This window comes from Desulfuromusa ferrireducens (assembly GCF_055389805.1).
Window position 1 is genome coordinate 1,089,193 of the sequence record NZ_AP042415.1, and the last position, 19,912, is coordinate 1,109,104.

The window sequence follows — 19,912 nt, forward strand, 5'->3', positions numbered from 1 at the left end:
TACTGGTGTTAATTCACATAAAAACGATATTTTACCAGAAGTAAATTTCTTTACTTTTGTTAAATTTTTTTCTTGACCTCTTTACTCCGCTAAAGGTATATATCTTCTCGGTGATGCAAAGAATAACCTTCTTTGTGCTTCACTTTATGTCTCTCCAATTTGCGCCCTGTTGCCCGATAGGGCGCCATTTTTTTATTCTCCCCGAAAACAGCCTACTCAATTCAGCTTACTAAAAGCTTCTGTCTTCACTTCAGGCTGCAGATCGCCCATCGGATTTTTGCGATTGAGAACCTTGTTTATGCATCTAAACGATAAATGACACCTTCCATCTGCGAGGATTCGGACAGCTTTGGCAACTCCCGGGACGGGATTTCCGGTTCGTCGAACGCTTGCGGTACCACGCCCATTCTCCGGGATGCTCACCACTCCAGCAGTTCGGAGCGAATAAAGCAGCAGCATGCAGCGGGGAATTGAACCCGCAAAGAATTAAAACGATGCTGCGGTAGGCAGGAATGCTCAACAGCTGAATCCAGGGAGAAATGGTCTTCTCCGAAACGCTTAACAGCGCAGCAGCTTGTTTAACCGAAAGATTCATCTGCCCTCCAACCTTGACATTTATAGACACGGGGATCTTTTGTCTATAAATGTCAAGACGAAAAGGGGCTAAATACTTTAGTAAAATGATTTATTTATGCTAAAATTCGACGGCGAAAGTGGAGGTAAATATATGGCAGATGTAACAAAATTTCTGGCGGGCATCGCAAACTTTCAACAACAGCATTTCGGTGAGAATGCCGAACTGGCCAGCGATCTGATGACGGGGCAGAAGCCCCAGGCACTCCTGATCGGCTGTTGCGACTCAAGGGTGGATCCGGCACTGTTAACGGACAGCGCCCCCGGTGATCTGTTTATCCTGCGCAATATCGCCAATCTGGTCCCGCCCTACACTAAAAGCGATGATTTCCACGGCGTCAGTTCATCGATTGAATATGCCGTCTGTATCCTTGAAGTCTCCGATATCATCGTCCTTGGCCATTCCAACTGTGGTGGCATCAACGCGTTGATGAATGCAGCAGATGGGCAGGAAGCGGGTGAGTTTATCGGCAAATGGGTTAACATCGCCGAATCCGCTCGCGACAAGGTTTTAAAGGAAATGCCTAAGGCCACACTGGAAAAGCAAACCAGCGCCTGCGAAAAAGAAGCTATTTTAATTTCCCTGAAAAACCTGATGAGCTTTCCCTGGGTTAAGGAACGGGTGTCCAAAGGACAATTAAGCCTGCATGGCTGGTACTACAATATGGGGACAGGACAGCTGAAATACTATAATCAGCTCTCTGGAGAATATGAGATTCTGGTAGAACGTTATTCTTCAACCGCTGACAATGCTGCGGAACAGCCCGCGGAATAGGTCGACTCGTAGCGAGCAATCTGACGCAAAAAGCCCCCGTCAATAAAGACAGGGGCTTTTTGCGTTTCTACTCGCGTGTGCTTATTTTATTGCAGTTCGACTATTTTTCCCCGCTTGACCTGCAATAGATAGGGCTGCTTGATCGCCTCACCCAGGGCGTCGAAACCGATGGTTCCGGCGACCCCACGAAAACCGCGCAATCCGGCCAACTGCTGACGCAGATCATCGCGATTTCGCACCCGTGGGTCGTCCATCACCTGCAACAGCATACTGGCGGCATCAAAGGCCTGAGCGCTAAGAATGGTCGGCTGTTCCTGGTAATCCTGGCGGTAAAGTTCGACGAAACGCTGGACCTCGGGGTGCTTACTGTTAGTGAAAAAACCGTCGACAAAAACCGCCTGACCAAGGAATCGTCCGGCCCGCTGAACCAACTCAGGAGAATTCCAACCATTAATCCCGAGCAGGGTCACATCCTTAATCCCATAAAACATCAATTGTGGCGCCAACAAACCGATCCGCTCGACATAATCGGGCAGGAACAGGGCGTGAAAAGGAGCCAGTGGGTACTCCAGTTCAAGCGGTTCTTTTTCGGGCTCTGCGGCGATCTCCGCCGCCCCTTCCACCTCGGGCGCAACAGGCTTCGGCAGCGGCTCAACGACATGATCTTCCCACAGCAGCGTCTGGATCTGTTGACGGAAGTCAGTGGCTCCCTCGGGATAACTGACGACATCAATAATCTCACCGCCAAACTGGCGAACTTCATCGATAAACAGTCGCGTCATCTCCTCGCCCAAGCGATTTTCCGGATAGAGAATCGAGTAAGAAATATGCTGACTGTCGGTCGCATAACGAACCAGGCTCTGGACCTGCTGTTCGGCGGTCAAAGAATCGCGAAAAATGTAATTTCCCCGCTGCGGCAAACCGGCACGTTGCGACAGCGTCAGCAGCGGCACCATCTCCAGTTGAGCACGAGCAACGGCTTCCTCGGCAGTTTCACCCCGCAACGGTCCGATAATCGCCATCACCTTATCATCATCGGTCAAGCTGCTAACCAACTGACTGGTACTCACCCCTTCAAGGGCGGTGTCACGAAAAATCAGGCGGACCGGCAACCGGGTGCGGTTATGTTCCTGCACCGCCAGTTCGAGCCCTTTTTTGACCAGCTCCCCATAGGAAGCATAGCGGCCGCTGAGCGGCAACAGGACTCCGATGCTGTCACGGTTGAACCAGCTGTCAACACCGGTCCGTTGCAACAGTAATTCAGCTTCTTGCCAATAGGGGAAGGGGACCGGTGAGGCGAGCACCATCTGCAGTAACTGTCGGGCCTTCTCTTGCTGCTGCTGTCCCAATGCCCGACGTGCCAGTTGCAGTCGGGCATCCTGACCGATGGCGGTCCCCTGCCACATAAACGCCGCCTCTTCCAGCTCAACAGGATTCAGACGATTCTGCAGCAGACGGTGGGCTCGCTCAAGCAGGCTGGCCGGGTTATTTACCAGCGGCAGAGCGCGCTGCAGAAAAAACAGCGCTTCGAGCGGTTGCTGTAAATTGAGTGCGCTATCGGCCAGAGCCAATAACAGCAATTGCGCATCCTCCGAAGCGTAAGGTTGCTCCAGTAAAGGCAGCAGTTGTGCCTGCCCGGCCGTATAGGCGCCGGTCTGGACCAAACCGTTCCCGCGCAGCAATTCGGCCTCGGGGCTGCGCATGATAACGGGTATCCGCTCGAGATAGAGCAGCGCATCGGAGTAGCGTTTTTGATTGGAGAAAATCCGCCCGATCAGGGCATAGGCTTGCGCGGATAGCTGGTGCTCGGGATAACGCTGCACAAAGGTGCGCAGAACTGAAAGCGCCCGGTCTTGGTTCCCGGACTGAAAAAGCTGCTGGCCACGCTCAAACTCGAGCGTGACAGCAGCAGCCGATTCTTCAGCGATTGCGAAACAGGGGAGACTCATCGACACAGTCGTCGATAAAACACACATCAGAACCAGGCAGACGATCCGCTTCATTCGCAATCCATTCGTTTAGCTGGCAGGGGGAAAAGGTCAGTCGAACAGTTCCTTCATCTTATCAAAGAAACCCCGCCCTTGGGGATGAATATCTTCACCGCCCTCGCGAGCAAATTCCTCAAGCAGTTCCCGCTGCCGGGCATTGAGCTTGGTCGGCACCTCGACACGCAGCACCACCAACTGATCGCCACGACCGTAGCCCTGCAGGGAAACGATCCCCTTACCGGAAAGCTTGAAGATCTTTCCGGTCTGGGTTCCCGCTGGAACCTTGAGGGTCAGTTTCCCCTCCAGGGTCGGTACGACCAGTTCGCAACCGAGGGTTGCCTGAACAAAGGAGATCGGTATTTCGCAGATGACATCCTGCCCATCGCGCTGGAAGATCGAATGTTCCTCGACGCTGATGACAACGTAAAGGTCACCCGCCGGTCCACCATGGGAACCGGTTTCACCTTCACCGGTCAGCTTCAAGCGGCTGCCGGATTCAACCCCGGCCGGAACCTTGAGTGACAGGGAACGCTTTTGCTTGACCAGGCCGGAACCACGGCACTCAGGACAAGGATCGGCAATAATTTTCCCTTCGCCGCGGCAATCGGGACAGGGCCGGGTCATGGTGAAAAAACCCTGCTGATAACGCACCTGACCGGCACCGCGACAGGTGCCGCAGGTTTGCGCTTCGGTTCCGGCGCGGGCGCCAGAGCCGGAGCATGGCTCACAACGCTGACTGCGCGGTAGCTGCAACTTTTTTTCGGCACCGAAGGCGGCTTCTTCAAAGTTAATGGTCAGATTGTAACGCAGGTCATCTCCGCGCTGACCACGGCTGCCGCGACGCGATCCGCCACCAAAGATATCGCCAAAGATATCGCCGAAGATGTCCTCGAACGGGGTACCGCCGAAATCGAAACCACCGCCGGAGAAACCACCGCCGCCATTCATTCCGGCGTGCCCAAACTGGTCGTAGGTGGCGCGCTTCTGCGGGTCGGAAAGAACCGCATAGGCCTCTGAAAGTTCCTTGAACTTACTCTCGGCCTCTTTATCCCCGGGATTTTTATCGGGATGAAACTGGATGGCCAAGCGCCGATAGGCCTTTTTCATCTCTGTTTCGCTGGCGTTCTTATTAACCCCAAGAATCTCGTAGTAATCGCGTTTTGACAAAATAATTATCCTGCAAATAAAAAGCGTCGCCGACCTCAGCGAGGTGAAGTCGGCGACGTATTGGTCTTAAACTATTACTTCTTTTCCTTGTCGTCGACGTCCTCAAACTCGGCGTCAACCACGTTGTCATCCGCGGCACCAGCCGCAGCATCAGCATCAGCCTCGCCACCGGCGGCATCACCTTCTTGCTGGGCCTGTGCGTACATCGTTTCCGCGAGCTTGTGCGAGGCTTGCGCCAGAGCTTCGCTCTTGGACTTGATTTCTTCTGGATTGTCCCCTTCCATCGCAGTTTTCAGTGCGGCCAGGGCTTCCTCAATCTGGGTCTTGGTTGCGCTGTCGAGCTTCTCGCTGTGCTCGGAAAGCGATTTTTCAGTGGTGTAGGCCAGACCGTCGGCCTGATTGCGGGCCTCGATCAACTCGCGCTTGGCCTTATCGTCACCAGCATGGGTCTCGGCTTCCTTGACCATCCGCTCGATCTCATCATCGGAGAGACCACTCGAGGCACTGATCTGGATCGACTGCTCTTTCCCGGTCCCCAGGTCCTTGGCCGAAACGTGCAGGATGCCGTTGGCATCGATATCGAAAGTAACTTCGATCTGCGGTACCCCGCGCGGAGCGGTCGGAATACCGACCAGTTCAAAGTTACCGATGGTCTTGTTATCGGTGGCAATTTCCCGCTCACCTTGCAGAACGTGCACCGAAACTGCCGGCTGGTTATCAGCGGCAGTCGAGAACACCTGGCTTTTCTTGCACGGCACAGTGGTGTTTTTTTCGATCAACTTGGTCATGATGCCACCAAGGGTCTCGATCCCAAGCGAGAGCGGGCTGACGTCGAGCAACAGCACGTCCTTGACATCGCCGGTCAAAACGCCACCCTGGATGGCTGCGCCGATAGCGACAACCTCATCCGGGTTAACCCCTTTACTCGGCTCCTTACCGAAAATCTCTTTGACTTTCGCCTGCACGGCTGGCATACGGATCATGCCACCGACCAGCACAATCTCGTCGATTTCACTGGCAGCTAAACCGGCATCCTTAAGAGCAGTCTTGCAAGGGGCAACCAGACGGTTGATCAGCTCGGAACAGATACTTTCCAACTTAGCGCGGGAAAGCTTGATGTTGAGGTGCTTGGGCCCGGACTGGTCGGCTGTGATAAAGGGCAGGTTGACATCGGTTTCCATTGACGAGGAAAGCTCGCATTTGGCTTTTTCTGCTGCTTCCTTAAGCCGCTGCAGCGCCATCTTGTCACCGCGCAGATCGATGCCCTGATCTTTTTTGAATTCGTCGGCAACATAATCGATGATCTTCTGATCGAAGTCTTCACCACCTAAGAAGGTGTCACCGTTGGTCGACTTGACCTCAAAGACGCCATCACCCAGATCGAGGATCGAAACGTCGAAGGTACCGCCACCCAGGTCAAAAACAGCGATGGTCATTTCTTCTTTTCTGTCGAGACCATAAGCCAGCGAGGCAGCGGTCGGCTCGTTGATGATCCGCAGCACGTTCAAACCGGAGATTTTGCCGGCATCCTTGGTTGCCTGGCGCTGGGAATCGTTAAAGTAGGCCGGAACGGTAACAACGGCATCGGTGACCGTCTCACCGAGGTAGTCTTCGGCAGTCTGCTTCATCTTCTGCAGAATCATCGCCGAGATTTCCGGCGAGCTGTACTGCTTGTCACGCGCCTCAACCCAGGCATCACCGTTATCGGCCTCAATAATCTTGAAGGGGCTGATTTCAATGTCCTTCTTCACCGCTGCGGAATTAAATTTACGGCCGATCAAACGCTTGATGGCAAACAGGGTGTTTTCCGGGTTGGTGACCGCCTGGCGCTTGGCTTGCTGGCCGACCAATCGCTCGCCATTTTCAGCAAAAGCAACCATTGACGGCGTGGTGCGGGAGCCTTCCGAGTTAGCAATAACAACGGGCTCACCACCCTCCATAACAGCGACGCAGGAGTTCGTGGTTCCCAAATCAATTCCGATAACCTTACCCATATCTCATATCCTCCTATTGGATCTTTATTTTGCAGACTAAATTAATTTTCGTCTGTTTCAGTTGGTGTATTATTGGCTTCATCTGCTTGCGGGGCCACCGGTGCTTTGGCAACCATGACCATGGCTGGCCGCAATAAACGCTCATTGAGCTGATAACCTTTTTGCATCTGCATGGCCACAGCATTAGCCGGGAATTCGTCGCTCTCCTGCTGGCCGACAGCCTGGTGCATGGCCGGGTCGAACGGCTCACCGAGGGATTCAAACGGCACCACCCCAAAACGGGTCAATACCTGGCTGAACTGGTCAAGAGTCATCTGCACCCCTTCCAGGAGCCCCTCGTTACTGTGCGCCTGCTCAGCATGCTCGACAGCGCGCTCCAAGTTATCGATGACCGGCAGAATATCGCGCAAAATATTTTCGTTGGCAAACTTGCCCAAGTCTTCTTTTTCACGCTGGGTCCGCTTGCGCAGGTTTTCCATATCGGCCAAGGTCCGCAGATATTGATCCTGCGCTGTCTTGACCTCGTTTTGAGCTACTTCAAGCTCGGCCCGCAACTGCTCTTCGAGAGAAAGTTCTTCTTCCGCGGTTGCTTCCTGTTCGAGGTTGTCTGCCACTTCCGGTTGCTTTTCTGGTGCCTTTTTACCCACCTTAACTACTCCTTCTTCATTCGTATTGTGCTTCCCGCTCCAGAATCCGACTGACCAACTGGGCGGTAAAATCTACGATCGGGATGACCTGGGAATAGGACATCCGCACCGGGCCGATGACACCGAGTGTGCCGATGGCCCCCTTCTTATTGGAAAAATTCGAGGTCACCAAGCTGCAACCCTCGAGTTCAGTATGCTGACTTTGGCTACCGATAAAAATTTGCACCCCTTGCGCCAGTTGGCCGCGATCGAGCAGTTCGATCAAGGTTTTTTTACTTTCCAGGGTGCGGATGATCTGCTTCATCCGGTCCGGAGTGGAAAACTCCGGTTGTTCCAACATCAGCGAGGTCCCGGAGACAAAGATCAAGTCCTCCGCCTCGTCCTGCAACGCCGCCTGCGACAAGTTTAAAGCCTGCTTCTGCAGTTGATCGTAGCGACTGCGCTCGGTTTGCAGTTCCGTGGCAATTTTTTCCCGCACTTCCTGAATACTCATGCCGTTAAGCTCATGATTCAGATAGTTGCTGATCTGTTCCAGGTCTCGCGGGCCGAGGTTCGGATCGGCCTCAATCACCTTATTCTGTACCAGGCCGGTTTCGGAGACATAAACCACCAACAGGCGACCATGCGAGAGGCGAATAAATTCAATCTGCCGAAACACCGTCGAGGCGAATTTGGGTGCCATCACCAAACCGGTATAGTTGGAAAGCCCCGACATAACCCGCCCCACTTCTTGCATGATGTCTTCCATCTTCATGCCTTTGAAGCGGTAATTCTTACGCAGCTCGGACTCCTCCGCCTTGCTCAGATCACGGACTTGCAGAAGCGTATCGATGTAATAGTGAAATCCTTTTTCGGTCGGAATCCGTCCGGCCGAGGTATGCGGCGAACAAAGAAAACCCATCTCCTCCAGATCGGACATAACATTGCGAACCGATGCTGGTGACAGATTAAAACTGTGTCGACGGGTGATCGCACGGCTACCGACAGGCTCGGCAGAGGCGATATAATCCTCGACAATCGCTTCAAGGATATTTTGGCTGCGCTCATTCAGCTCTTCAGCCATAGGAAATTCACTCCGTAAAAAAAGCCCTGCAAAGGCTGGCCGCTACGTGCTTGTTAGCACTCGCCTCGACAGAGTGCTAACGCAACACACTATCAATGGCCCGCTGCTTTGTCAAGCCGAATAGCGGTTAAAACTAGGGGTGTTAGAGGGGAATGAACGTGACGCCCTGGAGACTCTAAGGAAAACCTAAACTAGAGAAAAGAACTGATCAAATGGTCATACAATAACCAACCCTGCAGATCGAAGCGCCAGCAATCGTCAACCCGCTTTAAATACGCCGCATGCCGGCGAAAAGCTGCAGAGAATTCATCTTCCGGAAACACTCCGAAGCGCTGCTTAAATTGGGAACGCGATAAACCATCGGCAGTCCGCATCGCCAGATAGATCGTCTCGGCCATGGCGGCCTGTCGATCGAAAGTTTCTAACAGTTCAAGCGCCGCATTACCAGCCTGCAGCCTTTGTCGATACACCGACAAATCGGACGGCACATGCCAGCGCTCTCCCCAGCCAGCGGCGACAAAACCATGGGCGCCACACCCCAAGGCCAAACAGCTGCGACGCTGCCAATAGACCTGATTGTGCTGACAACGATAACCGGGACGGGCGAAATTGGAAATTTCATAATGCTCGAAACCGGCAGCCACCAGCAATCGGTTGATCAACAGGTAGCTATCAACATAATCCTGCTCAGCAACCTCAACAAGCTCACCGCGCTGCAACTGCCCATCCAGAGCCGTTCCAGGCTCAAAGGTCAAGCCATAGAGGGACAGGTGCTGCGGCTGCAACGCCAGGAGACCCGCGACATCCCCAGCCAACTGATCAAGGGTCTGTCCCGGCAGAGCAAAAATCAGATCTAGACTTATGTTATCGAAGCCGGCATCCCGAGCCTGACCAACCGTTTGTCGCGCTTCTGCCGCCGAATGGATGCGGCCAAGCAGCTGCAAGCGCTGGTCATCCAGGGTCTGGACGCCAAGCGAAAGCCGATTAACGCCCGCCTGCCGATAGCCGCTGAGCTTGGTCTGATCGAGGGTTCCGGGGTTTGCCTCGAGGGTGATTTCACAATCGGCGCAAAAACCAAAAGCCTTTTCCAGTTTTCGCAACAGTTGTTCAAGCTGAGCAACACTCAGCAGCGAGGGCGTGCCGCCACCGAAGAACAGGGTCCGCAACGGACCTGTCTGGGGATATTCCTTTACCAACTGCTGCAATTCCAAGCCGAGCAGCTCGACATACTCGTCCAGATCGGATGAGGAAAAGGAGTCCAGCGAAAAAAAGTCACAGTAGTGGCATTTGCGCTGACAAAAGGGGATATGGATATAAAGGCTACTCATAAGGAAACAAAAAAGGCGGGGATTCGCTCCCCGCCTTTTCCAACCGACTCCAAGTTACGTTTTAGTGAAAATAACTGGCGTTGATATAGAGGTGCGCGACGATACTTGCTGCGTAGCCCAGAGCAATCGCCCAGCTCCACTTGAGGTGATTACCAAAGGTATAAACCCCGCGAGCAGTGCCCATCAGGGCGACTCCGGCAGCGGAACCGATCGACAGCATACTGCCGCCAACCCCGGCGGTCAGGGTGACTAGCAACCACTGGCCATGCGACATAGTCGGGTCCATGGTCAGCACCGCGAACATGACCGGGATATTGTCGACAATGGCGGAAAGGAAACCGACCAAAACATTGGCCCAAGTATGACCGAGGCCGACATACATGGCATTGGAGGCCATCGCCAGATAACCAAACTGACCGAGACCACCGACGCAGAGGATAACGCCGTAGAAAAAAAGCAGCGTATCCCACTCGGCCCGGGCAATCTTACGGAACAGATCGAAACCGACACCGTTGCCATGGCCATGGGCGCCTGGAGGTTCACAATGTTGGTCCGGGTTGTGGCCGGTCATATCGAGCGGCTGATCGCCAGTGCCCAGCCGGTGCTCGGCCTTCTTCAGCCAATAGCCGAAAAAGCCGAGGTAACCGAGGCCGAGCATCATCCCGGTGGCTGGTGGCAGATGCAGAAAGTTATGAAAGGAGACGGCGGTGATGATGGTGCAGAGGAACAGGAAGATGATCCGTTTGGCGCCCAGCTTCATGCTAATCGCTTCATCCATCGCTTCCGGACGTTCCTTGCTGACGGTAAAGCTCATGATGAGCGCCGGAATAATCCAGTTAATCACCGAAGGGATGAAGATGGCGAAGAATTCGGCAAACTGCACCTTGCCCTTTTGCCAGACCATCAAGGTGGTAATATCGCCAAAGGGGGAGAAAGCGCCGCCAGCATTGGCCGCAACCACAATATTGATACAGGCGACAATCAGGAACTTTTTATTGTCACCACCAACCGCCATCGCCACGGCGCCCATCAGTAGCGCAGTGGTCAGGTTGTCCGCCAATGGCGAAATAAAGAAGGACAACACACCAGTAACCCAAAAAACGGTGCGCAGGGTAAAACCACGGCTAACCAGCCAGGACCGCAGCGCCTGAAAGACGTTTCGCTCATCCATGGCATTGATGTAGGTCATCGCCGCCAGCAGAAACAGGAACAGTTCGGCGTATTCAATCAGGTTGTGCTTGATCGCCGCATGGGCAGTATGGGTATCCCCCATGCCGATATAGGCGATTGCGACCAGAACCCAGATGATCCCGGCAGCGAGCACCACCGGTTTACTTTTGCGTAAATGCAGCTGCTCTTCAAAGATCACCAGACTATAGGCAGCCACAAACAGCACCAGGGCAAAGATCCCCAGGGCGGTGCCAGTCATATCCACCACCGCACCACCACTGGCAAAAACGGGAGTCGCTCCCAAAAGTAACAAGAGGGTACAAAGTAGATTCTTCAACAGCTCACCTTCTCTTCCAAAAATAAGTTTAGGCCGACAGGCTTGATTGACAGCCTGGGAAAAGGCCGCTAAATTGCATCATAAAGTTAAAACGCCATGATTTTTACCATTGCCGTTAAGCGAGTGTCAAGAGAAACAGGACAGTAGATACAGCCACAGCAAAACAAAGAACCCCCTATAATCTAAAGTTTTTTAGCATATTCGATGGACTAAACAAGAGAGATTAAGAACGCTGTTTTAATCCGAGGGACAAATATGAGCAAATTACTTCGCGCTGCGGCCATTCAGTTCAATGTAAATCTCGGCTATATCGACGCCAACCTGGATACGGCAACCACCGCCCTGCGACAGGTCGCCAAACAAGGAGCGAAACTGGCCGTATTGCCGGAAATGTGGAGCTGCGGCTATGACTATCGGAATTTAGCCGAGCTGGCCGAAGAGACCCCACGGGTCCTCGCTGCGATCCAAAAAGAGTGCCGAAACCTTAAACTGGTCTGCGTCGGCAGCCTGCCAGAGCTGGACAACGGAAAGATCTACAACACGGCCTATGTCATCGACAACGGTGAGTTGGTCGGCAGCTACCGTAAACTGCACCTGTTTTCCACCATGCGCGAAGATCAGTATCTTGCCGCCGGGAATCAATCCCTGGTGATCGACACCTCGGTGGGCAAACTGGGGGTCGCCATCTGCTACGACCTGCGCTTCCCCGAACTGTTCCGCAAACTGGCGCTGGAGGGGGCTGAAATCATCTGCATCCCGGCCGAGTGGCCGAAACCGCGTCAGGAACATTGGAAAACCCTGCTGCGCGCCCGGGCGATCGAAAACCAGCTGTTCATTATCGCCGCCAATTGCTGTGGTGTGCAGGGGAAACTCGACTTTTTCGGACTCAGCCAATTAATTTCACCGTTGGGCAATGTTCTGCAGATGGCTCAAGAGAAGAACGCCGAGCTGATTGCCGATTTCGACTTTGCGGAAATGGAAAAATACCGCGCCCAAATCGATACCCTGGCTGATCGGCGTGACGATATTTACGGCACCCCCTAAACCTCATCGAGCATCCGCTCGGCTTCCGGGAGTCGCTGGCAGGCACGGATGCCAGCAAGCAGGACGAAACAGACAACCACCAGCATTGCCGTTGCCCCCAGCCACTGGGCGACTAGGCCGGCCACCCCGCTAAGCACGGCAATAATGCCGATCAGGCTGTTGCTGAACGCTGTGTAGGTTGCCCTTTCCTGCGCGGGGACAGCATCGACCAGATAGGTTTTTCGCCCCAACCGGGCACCCGCCTCGGCCAGGCCGATCAACATAAAGACCAGCAGATAACCTAGGTACTGCAGGGAATAAAACGGCAGGGCCGTCAACACCACCGCCAACAGCGTTGCCCCGGCGGCAATTTGCACACTGCGTCTCATGACCTGCGCGCTGGTACTATCGGCCATCCGCCCCCAAAATGGACTGCTGATAATATGTGACAAGCCAATGGCGGCCATCAGCAAGCCGATATCCCGAACATTCAACTGCAACAGCTGGCTGGCATGCAGAACAAAAAACGGCGTCGCCATTTCAACCGCAAGCAACAGCCCACGGACGGTTAAAAAACGCCTAAAACCGGGATAGCGGCGATAATACTCAAAACCGGAACGGACTTCGGACAGGGCATTACGGCCACCCTGAACCGCCCCAGGGAGTTCGCGGATCAAGCCAAAAAAAAGTGCCGCTAACGCCCACAGCAGGGCGGCGACGAACAACAGGAACAAAACCGGCGTTAACGCCTGTTGACTGACGTCCAATCGATTGAGCAGCAGCCCCGCCAGCATCGTCAAAATGCCGCCGACAAAGGCTCGGCGAGCCAACAATTTACCCCGACTCCCCTTATCGACAGTTTTGCCCAGCACATCCTGAAAAGCCACCGAGGCGGTGCCACTGGCGACACTGAAGACCAACAACAGTCCTAGCAGACTCAATCCAGCGGCAACCGGGCTTAGCCACAGTGCAACCGGAATCATCAACAGCAGACAACCCATCTGTAACAGACCGGAACAGACCCAAACCCATTTCCGCAGCGCCAGCCGTCGGATCTGACCGGCTACCAACATCTGTGGCAACAAAGAAAAGCTCTGCTTGATCGGCAGCAGAAAACCGAACATCCAGACCGGCGTACCGAGCAGTTGAAACAGCCAGGGGAGGATCAGGTTGGGACCGGCAATCTGTTCCGCCAGTTTGGAGGCAGCACCATTGGCGATATTGCAGCGCTGATTCCAAGAGGTTTGATGACAGGCGTCCTGCGGGATTTCCTGACAGGCCCGATCAAGAGCATCGTCCTCGGCAAGAACACCCAAAAGGTGTTTTTTCAGCGCTTTGATCATCGTTGTTATTCTGCTAAGGGTTTAGCAATTCTTTGATAACGCAGCGGAACCTGTTCAAGGCTATCGGCAAACTGCAAATCGCCGGAACCATCGACATAGAGATAGCGTTGTGGCGGAATACTTTTTTCTATCGGCCCCTTTTGACTGGCCTCGATCACCGCTTCGATCGATTTCTGCCCGGCCTCGGGAGTCGGATCGATGCCAATCAGATCGAGCAGTCGGCTGCGAAAATCAACATAAAACGTCTGCACTTGCGTCGCACCCGGAACATCCAACGGCACACGCAGCAGAAACTGGTCAACGCCGATCAACAACAACAGTGCAACAACCAGCCAACCGAGTAATTTAAGTAGCTTAAACATCGAATAAAGACTCTCCCACGCTAGACGGACCCGCCAAGTGTACCCTTGCGTTGCGACAAACTCAACCATCGCCTGAAGGTTGCTATTTCGCCCAACCTTGTGCCAAGATATGCGGGTTTGAATTAATGAACAACCAAGGAGCTCAAAGATGAGTGATTCAACATACGACGTGATAATTATCGGCGGTGGACCGGCCGGCATGACCGCAGGGCTTTACGCCTCGCGTGCCCGGTTGAAAACCCTGATGCTGGAAAAAATGATGATGGGTGGGCAGATGATGATGACCACCAAAGTGGAAAACTGGCCCGGCTATCCCGGCGGTATCGACGGCCCGGAACTGATGATGAAGTTTCAGGAGCACTGTGTCGAATTCGGTTTGGAGACCGGCTACGGCTCGGTGGAAAAGATCATCGACAATGGCGCGAGCAAGACCCTGATCGTCGACGGCAAGGAACTGACCTGTTCTGCGGTGATTATCACCACCGGTGTAATCCCGCGCAAAATCGGCCTCGAAGGCGAAGAAGGACTGGTCGGCCGCGGCGTTTCCTACTGCGCCACCTGCGATGGCGCCTTCTTCCGTGATGTTCCGATTGCGGTGATCGGCGGCGGCGATACGGCTGCCGAAGAAGCCCTGTTTCTGACCCGTTTTGCCAGCAAAGTCATCATGGTACATCGCCGTGACGAACTGCGCGCGACCAAGATTCTGCGCGAGCGGATCGCTAAAAACGAAAAAATCGAAATGGCCTGGAACTCGGTGGTTGACAGTTTCGAATCAGACAACAGCGGCCTCACCGGTGCGATTCTGCGCGACACCAAAACCGGAGCAACGCGGCAGATCGACGTCCAGGGGATGTTCGTCGCCGTCGGTGTCACTCCAACCACCAGCTTTGTCGAGGGAATGCTCGAACTGTCCGAGGATGGCTACATCAAAGCGGGCGAAGATACCCACACCAACGTTCCCGGAGTCTTTGCTGCCGGCGACTGCCGAACCAATATTCTCAAACAAGTCTCGACCGCCGTTGGCGATGGTGCCGTTGCCGCGGTCATGGCGGAAAAATATGTCGAAGACTTGGCACACGCTTAAATTAAGGAATCGTTAAAATAGAGGCAAGGGTTCGACACCGACCCCCTGCCGTACTCAGGAGGGGGTCCTGTGTTAGCTAGAGTTACGTCCGGTGCCTTAATCGGTATCGACGCCTATCCAGTTGAAGTCGAAGTCGATATCGCCCAAGGCCTGCCGCAATTTTCCACCGTTGGTCTGCCCGAAGGTGCGGTCAAAGAAAGCAAAGATCGCGTTAAATCGGCGATCAAAAATTCCGGTTACGATTTCCCCGCCCGCAGAATCACCATCAACCTGGCTCCGGCCGATATCCGCAAAGACGGAGCCGCCTTCGATCTGCCGATTGCCATTGGTCTGCTCTGCGCCACCGGCGTGGTCGCCGAAGAACAGCTGAAAAACTTTATCCTGCTCGGCGAACTTTCCCTCGACGGTCGGGTCAAACCGGTCCGTGGCGTCTTGCCGATTGCCGTGTCGGCCCGCGACTGGGGCGACCAGGCGCTGATCCTGCCGACGGAGAATGCCGCCGAAGGAGCGGTGGTCGCCGGGCCACAGGTCTATGCGGTGCGCGACCTGGGAGAAGTGGTGGCACTGATCAACGGCGAACAGCAGTTCACCCCTTACCGCTGCGAACCAAGCAGCACGGAACCATCGACAGACGGCGAAGATTTCGCCGAGGTGCGCGGCCAGGAACATGTCAAACGGGCCCTGGAAGTGGCGGCTGCCGGAGCGCATAATGTTCTGCTCAGCGGCCCTCCCGGGTGCGGCAAAACTATGCTCGCCCGGCGCTTGCCGTCAATCCTGCCGGAACTCTCTTTTGAAGAAGCACTGGAAACGACCAAAATCCACTCGATCGCCGGGCTGCTCGGTCGCAGTCACGGTTTGGTCACACAGCGACCGTTCCGCTCCCCGCACCACACCATCTCCGACGCCGGCTTGATCGGTGGCGGCAGTTATCCGCGACCGGGTGAGGTCTCTCTGGCCAGCAACGGTATTCTGTTTCTCGATGAGTTCCCGGAGTTTAAAAAGAATGTTCTCGAGATGCTGCGCCAACCGCTCGAAGACGCCCAAGTCAGCATCAGTCGGGCGGCCTTAAGCCTGACCTTTCCGGCCAACTTCATGCTGGTGGCGGCGATGAACCCTTGCCCCTGCGGCTTTCTCGGCGACCCGCACCAGCAGAACCCCTGCACCTGCACCCCACCGATGATTCAGCGCTATCGCAGCCGCCTCTCTGGACCACTGCTCGACCGTATTGATCTGCACATCGAGGTACCGAGGGTCCCGCACAAAGATCTGGCCGCGACCGGGCCGACCGAAAGCAGTGCCATCATCCGCGAACGGGTCAACCGGGTCCGGCAGGTACAACGCGAGCGGCTTATCGACTTCGGGTTGCACACCAATGCCCAGATGCAAACCCGCCACATCGGCCGGTTCTGCAAGTTGGACCCTGCCGGAGAGTCGCTCCTCGAACAGGTCACCGGCCGCCTCGGGCTTTCGGCGCGCAGCTACACCCGCATCCTCAAACTGGCACGCACCATTGCTGATCTGACGGGAGCAGAAAAGATCGACCGCCAACATTTGGCTGAGGCAATTCAGTATCGGGGGCTGGATCGCAAAATATCCTGAGGCCTTAAATCGTCTTAAAGATGGAATTATTTACTGCTGAAACGGGGATTTGAATAAAAGGAGGGACATTCTGACAAACCGCAACGGCCGGCGGATGAATTCCACCGGCCGTTGCGAGCAACGCTAAATCCTACATTGCTGCGTTACGGGCTGCTTCTAGCCAGCCGTCCCACTGCACTCGGTTCTTTTCAATCCATTCCTTGGCGTGGCGGTCAATATGCTTTTGTGACTTTTCACCATCCTGCATTTTGGTGTTCTGCTCATTAATATCAGGTAGCGGCAGAACGAAGAGCTCAAAGAACTTTCTCGCCGCCGGATTCTCGCCAAGGAATTTTTTATTGGCAACAATCCGAATATCAGACACCACGAAACCAAGCTTAACCGGATTGCTAACCGCACCGGCAACGTCACTGACCGTCATGCGTTCTTCCGCGTTCTGCTGCGAGGTAAAAGGCTTGATTTCAGGCACATTGATCCAGGTCACATCGGCACCTGGCTTGAACTTGAAGATGGTCCAGTTCGGCGCCCAGGTGTAGAAGAACACCGGACCACCTGACTGGTAACGAGCCAGGGCATCGGCCATGCTCGCCGAATAGGCCGCCTTGACCGGGTTGATGTGCTCATCCAGGCCATAAACATCGAAATGGTGAGTGATGATTTTTTCACACTGCCAGCCGGCAGGACAGGCAGTCAGATCAGCTTTGCCATCGCCATCGGCGTCAAAAGCCTTTTTAACTTCGGGGCGCTTGAAATCATCGAGAGAGGTGATGCCAAATTTATCAACTTCTGCCTTCGACACCAAGTAGCCCTGCAAGCCACCAGCTCTAACGACATGACCGATTTTTTCGGCCTTGTCATAAAAACCATCCGGCACCTGGCCGTCATGCATCGGGAACCAGCCGTTGGTCCAGTAATCAAGATCACCCAAAACCAGACCTTGGTAAAAGATCGGATTGGCCAATTCTTTCGGCTTCTTCACATTGTAGCCGAGCTCTTTGAGTCCGGCACGGACAATGGCTTCCTGGAAAAATCCGGTATTCCAGGTGGCACGGGCCGGCCGGACCTTAACGCCCTTACCCGGTTTTTCGCGATCGGCCAATACCGGCACCGCCAGTGACAGCAGTAGCAAAACCATCAGAATTTTTTTCATACTCGTTCTCCTTTTGAATGACATGAGTGAACAGAATAAATAAACTATTTTTGCGCCATGCCCTGGGTGATCCGATCCAACACCATCGCCAGCAGCACAATAGACAGACCACCGATACTGGCCAGACCGATTTCCAGAGTGTTCAGTCCCTGGACGACCGGGTTGCCGAGACCGCCCGCGCCGATCAAGGCGGCAATAACCACCATCGACAGGGCCATCATGATGGTCTGGTTGAGTCCAGCCATAACCGATGCCATCGCCAGCGGTAACTGAACCTTACGGAGCACCTGCCAAGGGGTGGCGCCAAAGGCGATGGCCGCTTCAATCAGCTCTGGGTGGACCTGGCGGATACCGAGGCTGGTCAGACGAATGAGCGGGGGCAGGGCAAAGACGATGGTCGCCAAAATTCCGGAAACGGTGCCGATGCTGAATAACATGACCACCGGCACCAGGTAGACAAACGCCGGCGTGGTCTGCATCGCATCGAGGAAGGGGCGCAGGATCATCTCGAAACGATCGCTGCGGCCGGCCATGATGCCTAAGGGAATCCCGACAATGGCGCAAAAAACCACCGAGCAGATCACCATGGCCAGCGTGGTCATGGTGTCTTCCCAGAGGCCGAGGTAGCCGATCAGAAGAAACGTCAGCAGGGTGAAAATTGTCACCCGCTTGCCAGCATAACGCCAGGCCGTGAAAGCAAACAACAGTATCAGCACAAACGGCGGGAGGGTGGCGAACAACCATTCCAAACCTTCCAGACAAATCTCGACCGGCACCTTGATGACTTGGAAAAAATCACGGTAGTTAAGCACCAGCCAATCAACAGCGGTCTGCACCCATTCATCAAGCGGAATCAGTTGTTCGGAAAAATCAAATATGCGCATCAGTTCTCTATCGCTCCATCGGTTTCTACTGCAGTTGTCACGGCCTGATCCTCATCCGGATTGCGCTGCAGGGTGCGCAAAAACAGGTTTTTCGATACGGCACCGAGATATTTATCGGTCTCGTCAATGATCGGCAGAGGCCAAGGGTGACTCGCAACTTCAGGCAAAATATCCTGCATAGACGCACTGGCCGGAGCTGCTGCGATGTCAGGCAGATAGGCATTGGTAATCTGTTGTGGATATTCCGGCCGGTCGATCAGTTCGCGCAAGGAATCGGTTGAGACAATCCCCTGAAACTTGCGATTACTGTCAATAACAAAGCCGTAGTTACGATCATTTTTGATCAAGCGTTGCAACGCGACACGGGGGCTTTTGCCATCGGTAACAATGATCGTCACCTGGGTATCGACGGCAATATCACCGGCGGTGAGGATGTTGGTTGGATCGACGCCCCGGAAGAAGGCGCGGACGTAATCGTCAGCCGGATTCTGCAGAATCTCCTCCGGCGTGCCGACCTGCACCACACTGCCACCTTCCATGATGGCAATCCGATCGCCGATACGCATCGCTTCATCGAGATCGTGGGAAATAAAGACAATGGTTCGCTTCGCCTTGGCTTGCAGTTTCAGCAGCTCGTCCTGCATTTCAGCCCGGATCAATGGATCGAGCGCTGAGAAGGCTTCATCCATCAATAAAATATCGGGGTCAACCGCCAGTCCACGGGCCAGACCGACCCGCTGCTGCATGCCGCCAGACAGTTCATCCGGCATGCTTGCCGCCCAAGCCTCGAGCCCGACCTGCTCCAGTGCCTCGAGTGCGCGAGCTTCGCGGGTCGGTTTGTCGACGCCGTCCATCTCCAAGCCGAATGCGGCATTCTGCAAGACCGTCAAGTGCGGCATCAGGGCAAATGATTGGAAAACCATGCTCATTTTCTGGCGGCGCATTTTGACTAACTGAGTGTTGTCCATGCTGACAATGTCTTCGCCATCGATCAGCACCCGGCCTACCGTGGGCTCGATCAAGCGATTGAGCATCCGTACCATGGTTGACTTTCCTGAACCGGAGAGCCCCATGATGACGAAAATCTCACCGGCATAGATTTCGAAACTGGCATCCTGCACACCGACGGTTGTTTCGGTTTTTTCAAAAATTTCTTCTTTATCCAAACCCTGCTCAAGCAAAGCCAGCGCCTTTTTCGGATGCGGCCCGAAAATTTTATACAGATTTTTAACTTCAAGCTTAACTTTTTGTGACATTTTTTCTCCCGGTTATCAGCCTCTTAGTTAGCAATACACTGATTAGAGTCCTGAAACGGTTGGCCGCACAACGGCAAATACACCAATGGCCGGAGCCGAAAGCGAAGAG

General features: G+C 54.3%; 17 protein-coding genes. 4 read left to right on the top strand and 13 right to left on the bottom strand.

Going from position 1 to position 19,912, the window contains the following annotated elements:
* Positions 1-304: 304 nt before the first annotated feature.
* Entirely contained in the window at positions 305-595 is a 291-nt protein-coding gene (locus ACZ5PT_RS04930) for a MerR family transcriptional regulator (RefSeq protein WP_464265697.1), read from the bottom strand.
* 132 nt (positions 596-727) lie between these two features.
* Between ACZ5PT_RS04930 and ACZ5PT_RS04935 the strand changes: the two genes are divergently transcribed.
* Positions 728-1,408, top strand: a complete 681-nt coding sequence (locus ACZ5PT_RS04935; protein WP_464265698.1) for a carbonic anhydrase — start codon at positions 728-730, stop codon at positions 1,406-1,408.
* Positions 1,409-1,494: 86 nt separating this feature from the next.
* Here ACZ5PT_RS04935 and ACZ5PT_RS04940 read toward each other — a convergent pair whose 3' ends face one another.
* The 7 genes from ACZ5PT_RS04940 to nhaD all read right to left on the bottom strand — a co-directional run bounded on the left by ACZ5PT_RS04940 (position 1,495) and on the right by nhaD (position 11,102).
* Positions 1,495-3,411 carry a penicillin-binding protein activator gene (locus tag ACZ5PT_RS04940; protein WP_464265699.1) on the bottom strand — a complete coding sequence of 639 codons (1,917 nt, stop codon included), beginning with the start codon at positions 3,409-3,411 and terminating at the stop codon, positions 1,495-1,497.
* Between the two features lie 36 nt (positions 3,412-3,447).
* The gene (gene dnaJ / locus ACZ5PT_RS04945; protein ID WP_464266708.1) at positions 3,448-4,569 is read right to left on the bottom strand and encodes a molecular chaperone DnaJ; all 1,122 of its coding nucleotides are present in this window, start codon (positions 4,567-4,569) and stop codon (positions 3,448-3,450) included.
* Between the two features lie 68 nt (positions 4,570-4,637).
* Positions 4,638-6,557: a molecular chaperone DnaK gene (dnaK, locus tag ACZ5PT_RS04950; RefSeq protein ID WP_464265700.1), complete on the bottom strand. Its 1,920-nt coding sequence runs from the start codon at positions 6,555-6,557 to the stop codon at positions 4,638-4,640.
* A gap of 41 nt (positions 6,558-6,598) precedes the next feature.
* Positions 6,599-7,204, bottom strand: coding sequence for a nucleotide exchange factor GrpE (gene grpE / locus ACZ5PT_RS04955; protein ID WP_464265701.1), 606 nt, complete (start codon positions 7,202-7,204; stop codon positions 6,599-6,601).
* A gap of 16 nt (positions 7,205-7,220) precedes the next feature.
* Positions 7,221-8,267: a heat-inducible transcriptional repressor HrcA gene (gene hrcA, locus ACZ5PT_RS04960; RefSeq protein WP_464265702.1), complete on the bottom strand. Its 1,047-nt coding sequence runs from the start codon at positions 8,265-8,267 to the stop codon at positions 7,221-7,223.
* A gap of 191 nt (positions 8,268-8,458) precedes the next feature.
* Positions 8,459-9,595 carry a radical SAM family heme chaperone HemW gene (hemW, locus tag ACZ5PT_RS04965; RefSeq protein WP_464265703.1) on the bottom strand — a complete coding sequence of 379 codons (1,137 nt, stop codon included), beginning with the start codon at positions 9,593-9,595 and terminating at the stop codon, positions 8,459-8,461.
* 61 nt (positions 9,596-9,656) lie between these two features.
* Positions 9,657-11,102: a sodium:proton antiporter NhaD gene (gene nhaD / locus ACZ5PT_RS04970; RefSeq protein ID WP_464265704.1), complete on the bottom strand. Its 1,446-nt coding sequence runs from the start codon at positions 11,100-11,102 to the stop codon at positions 9,657-9,659.
* 255 nt (positions 11,103-11,357) lie between these two features.
* Here nhaD and ACZ5PT_RS04975 point away from each other — a divergent pair, with 255 nt between their 5' ends.
* Positions 11,358-12,146, top strand: a complete 789-nt coding sequence (locus tag ACZ5PT_RS04975) for a carbon-nitrogen family hydrolase (RefSeq protein WP_464265705.1) — start codon at positions 11,358-11,360, stop codon at positions 12,144-12,146.
* Here ACZ5PT_RS04975 and ACZ5PT_RS04980 read toward each other — a convergent pair.
* A complete protein-coding gene (locus tag ACZ5PT_RS04980; RefSeq protein ID WP_464265706.1) occupies positions 12,143-13,468 on the bottom strand; it encodes an MFS transporter in 1,326 nt (441 codons plus the stop codon). The two genes, ACZ5PT_RS04975 and ACZ5PT_RS04980, sit on opposite strands and share 4 nt — an antisense overlap.
* A 5-nt stretch (positions 13,469-13,473) precedes the next feature.
* Positions 13,474-13,830, bottom strand: coding sequence for a hypothetical protein (locus ACZ5PT_RS04985; protein WP_464265707.1), 357 nt, complete (start codon positions 13,828-13,830; stop codon positions 13,474-13,476).
* A gap of 148 nt (positions 13,831-13,978) precedes the next feature.
* Here ACZ5PT_RS04985 and trxB point away from each other — a divergent pair, with 148 nt between their 5' ends.
* Positions 13,979-14,914, top strand: a complete 936-nt coding sequence (trxB, locus tag ACZ5PT_RS04990; protein WP_464265708.1) for a thioredoxin-disulfide reductase — start codon at positions 13,979-13,981, stop codon at positions 14,912-14,914.
* A gap of 69 nt (positions 14,915-14,983) precedes the next feature.
* On the top strand, positions 14,984-16,513 hold the full coding sequence (locus ACZ5PT_RS04995; RefSeq protein WP_464265709.1) for a YifB family Mg chelatase-like AAA ATPase: 1,530 nt from the start codon (positions 14,984-14,986) through the stop codon (positions 16,511-16,513).
* Positions 16,514-16,643: 130 nt separating this feature from the next.
* On the opposite strand, the gene proX is transcribed toward ACZ5PT_RS04995, so the two are convergent.
* Genes proX through proV form a run of 3 tightly spaced genes read right to left on the bottom strand, consistent with a single transcriptional unit; the run spans position 16,644 to position 19,803 of the window.
* Positions 16,644-17,663, bottom strand: coding sequence for a glycine betaine/L-proline ABC transporter substrate-binding protein ProX (gene proX / locus ACZ5PT_RS05000; RefSeq protein WP_464265710.1), 1,020 nt, complete (start codon positions 17,661-17,663; stop codon positions 16,644-16,646).
* A gap of 44 nt (positions 17,664-17,707) precedes the next feature.
* Positions 17,708-18,547: an ABC transporter permease gene (locus ACZ5PT_RS05005; protein ID WP_464265711.1), complete on the bottom strand. Its 840-nt coding sequence runs from the start codon at positions 18,545-18,547 to the stop codon at positions 17,708-17,710.
* Positions 18,547-19,803, bottom strand: coding sequence for a glycine betaine/L-proline ABC transporter ATP-binding protein ProV (gene proV / locus ACZ5PT_RS05010; RefSeq protein WP_464265712.1), 1,257 nt, complete (start codon positions 19,801-19,803; stop codon positions 18,547-18,549). The genes ACZ5PT_RS05005 and proV overlap by 1 nt, the downstream gene beginning before the upstream one ends.
* Positions 19,804-19,912: the final 109 nt, after the last annotated feature.

Bases quoted from the DNA above. Each gene is read 5' to 3' on its own strand.
- ACZ5PT_RS04940 (WP_464265699.1), bottom strand. From the start codon at position 3,411: ATGAAGCGGATCGTCTGCCTGGTTCTGATGTGTGTTTTATCGACGACT.
- dnaK (WP_464265700.1), bottom strand. From the start codon at position 6,557: ATGGGTAAGGTTATCGGAATTGATTTGGGAACCACGAACTCCTGCGTC.
- ACZ5PT_RS04935 (WP_464265698.1), top strand. From the start codon at position 728: ATGGCAGATGTAACAAAATTTCTGGCGGGCATCGCAAACTTTCAACAA.
- proX (WP_464265710.1), bottom strand. From the start codon at position 17,663: ATGAAAAAAATTCTGATGGTTTTGCTACTGCTGTCACTGGCGGTGCCG.
- trxB (WP_464265708.1), top strand. From the start codon at position 13,979: ATGAGTGATTCAACATACGACGTGATAATTATCGGCGGTGGACCGGCC.
- ACZ5PT_RS04930 (WP_464265697.1), bottom strand. From the start codon at position 595: ATGAATCTTTCGGTTAAACAAGCTGCTGCGCTGTTAAGCGTTTCGGAG.
- hrcA (WP_464265702.1), bottom strand. From the start codon at position 8,267: ATGGCTGAAGAGCTGAATGAGCGCAGCCAAAATATCCTTGAAGCGATT.
- ACZ5PT_RS04975 (WP_464265705.1), top strand. From the start codon at position 11,358: ATGAGCAAATTACTTCGCGCTGCGGCCATTCAGTTCAATGTAAATCTC.
- ACZ5PT_RS05005 (WP_464265711.1), bottom strand. From the start codon at position 18,547: ATGCGCATATTTGATTTTTCCGAACAACTGATTCCGCTTGATGAATGG.
- ACZ5PT_RS04980 (WP_464265706.1), bottom strand. From the start codon at position 13,468: ATGATCAAAGCGCTGAAAAAACACCTTTTGGGTGTTCTTGCCGAGGAC.
- hemW (WP_464265703.1), bottom strand. From the start codon at position 9,595: ATGAGTAGCCTTTATATCCATATCCCCTTTTGTCAGCGCAAATGCCAC.
- proV (WP_464265712.1), bottom strand. From the start codon at position 19,803: ATGTCACAAAAAGTTAAGCTTGAAGTTAAAAATCTGTATAAAATTTTC.
- ACZ5PT_RS04985 (WP_464265707.1), bottom strand. From the start codon at position 13,830: ATGTTTAAGCTACTTAAATTACTCGGTTGGCTGGTTGTTGCACTGTTG.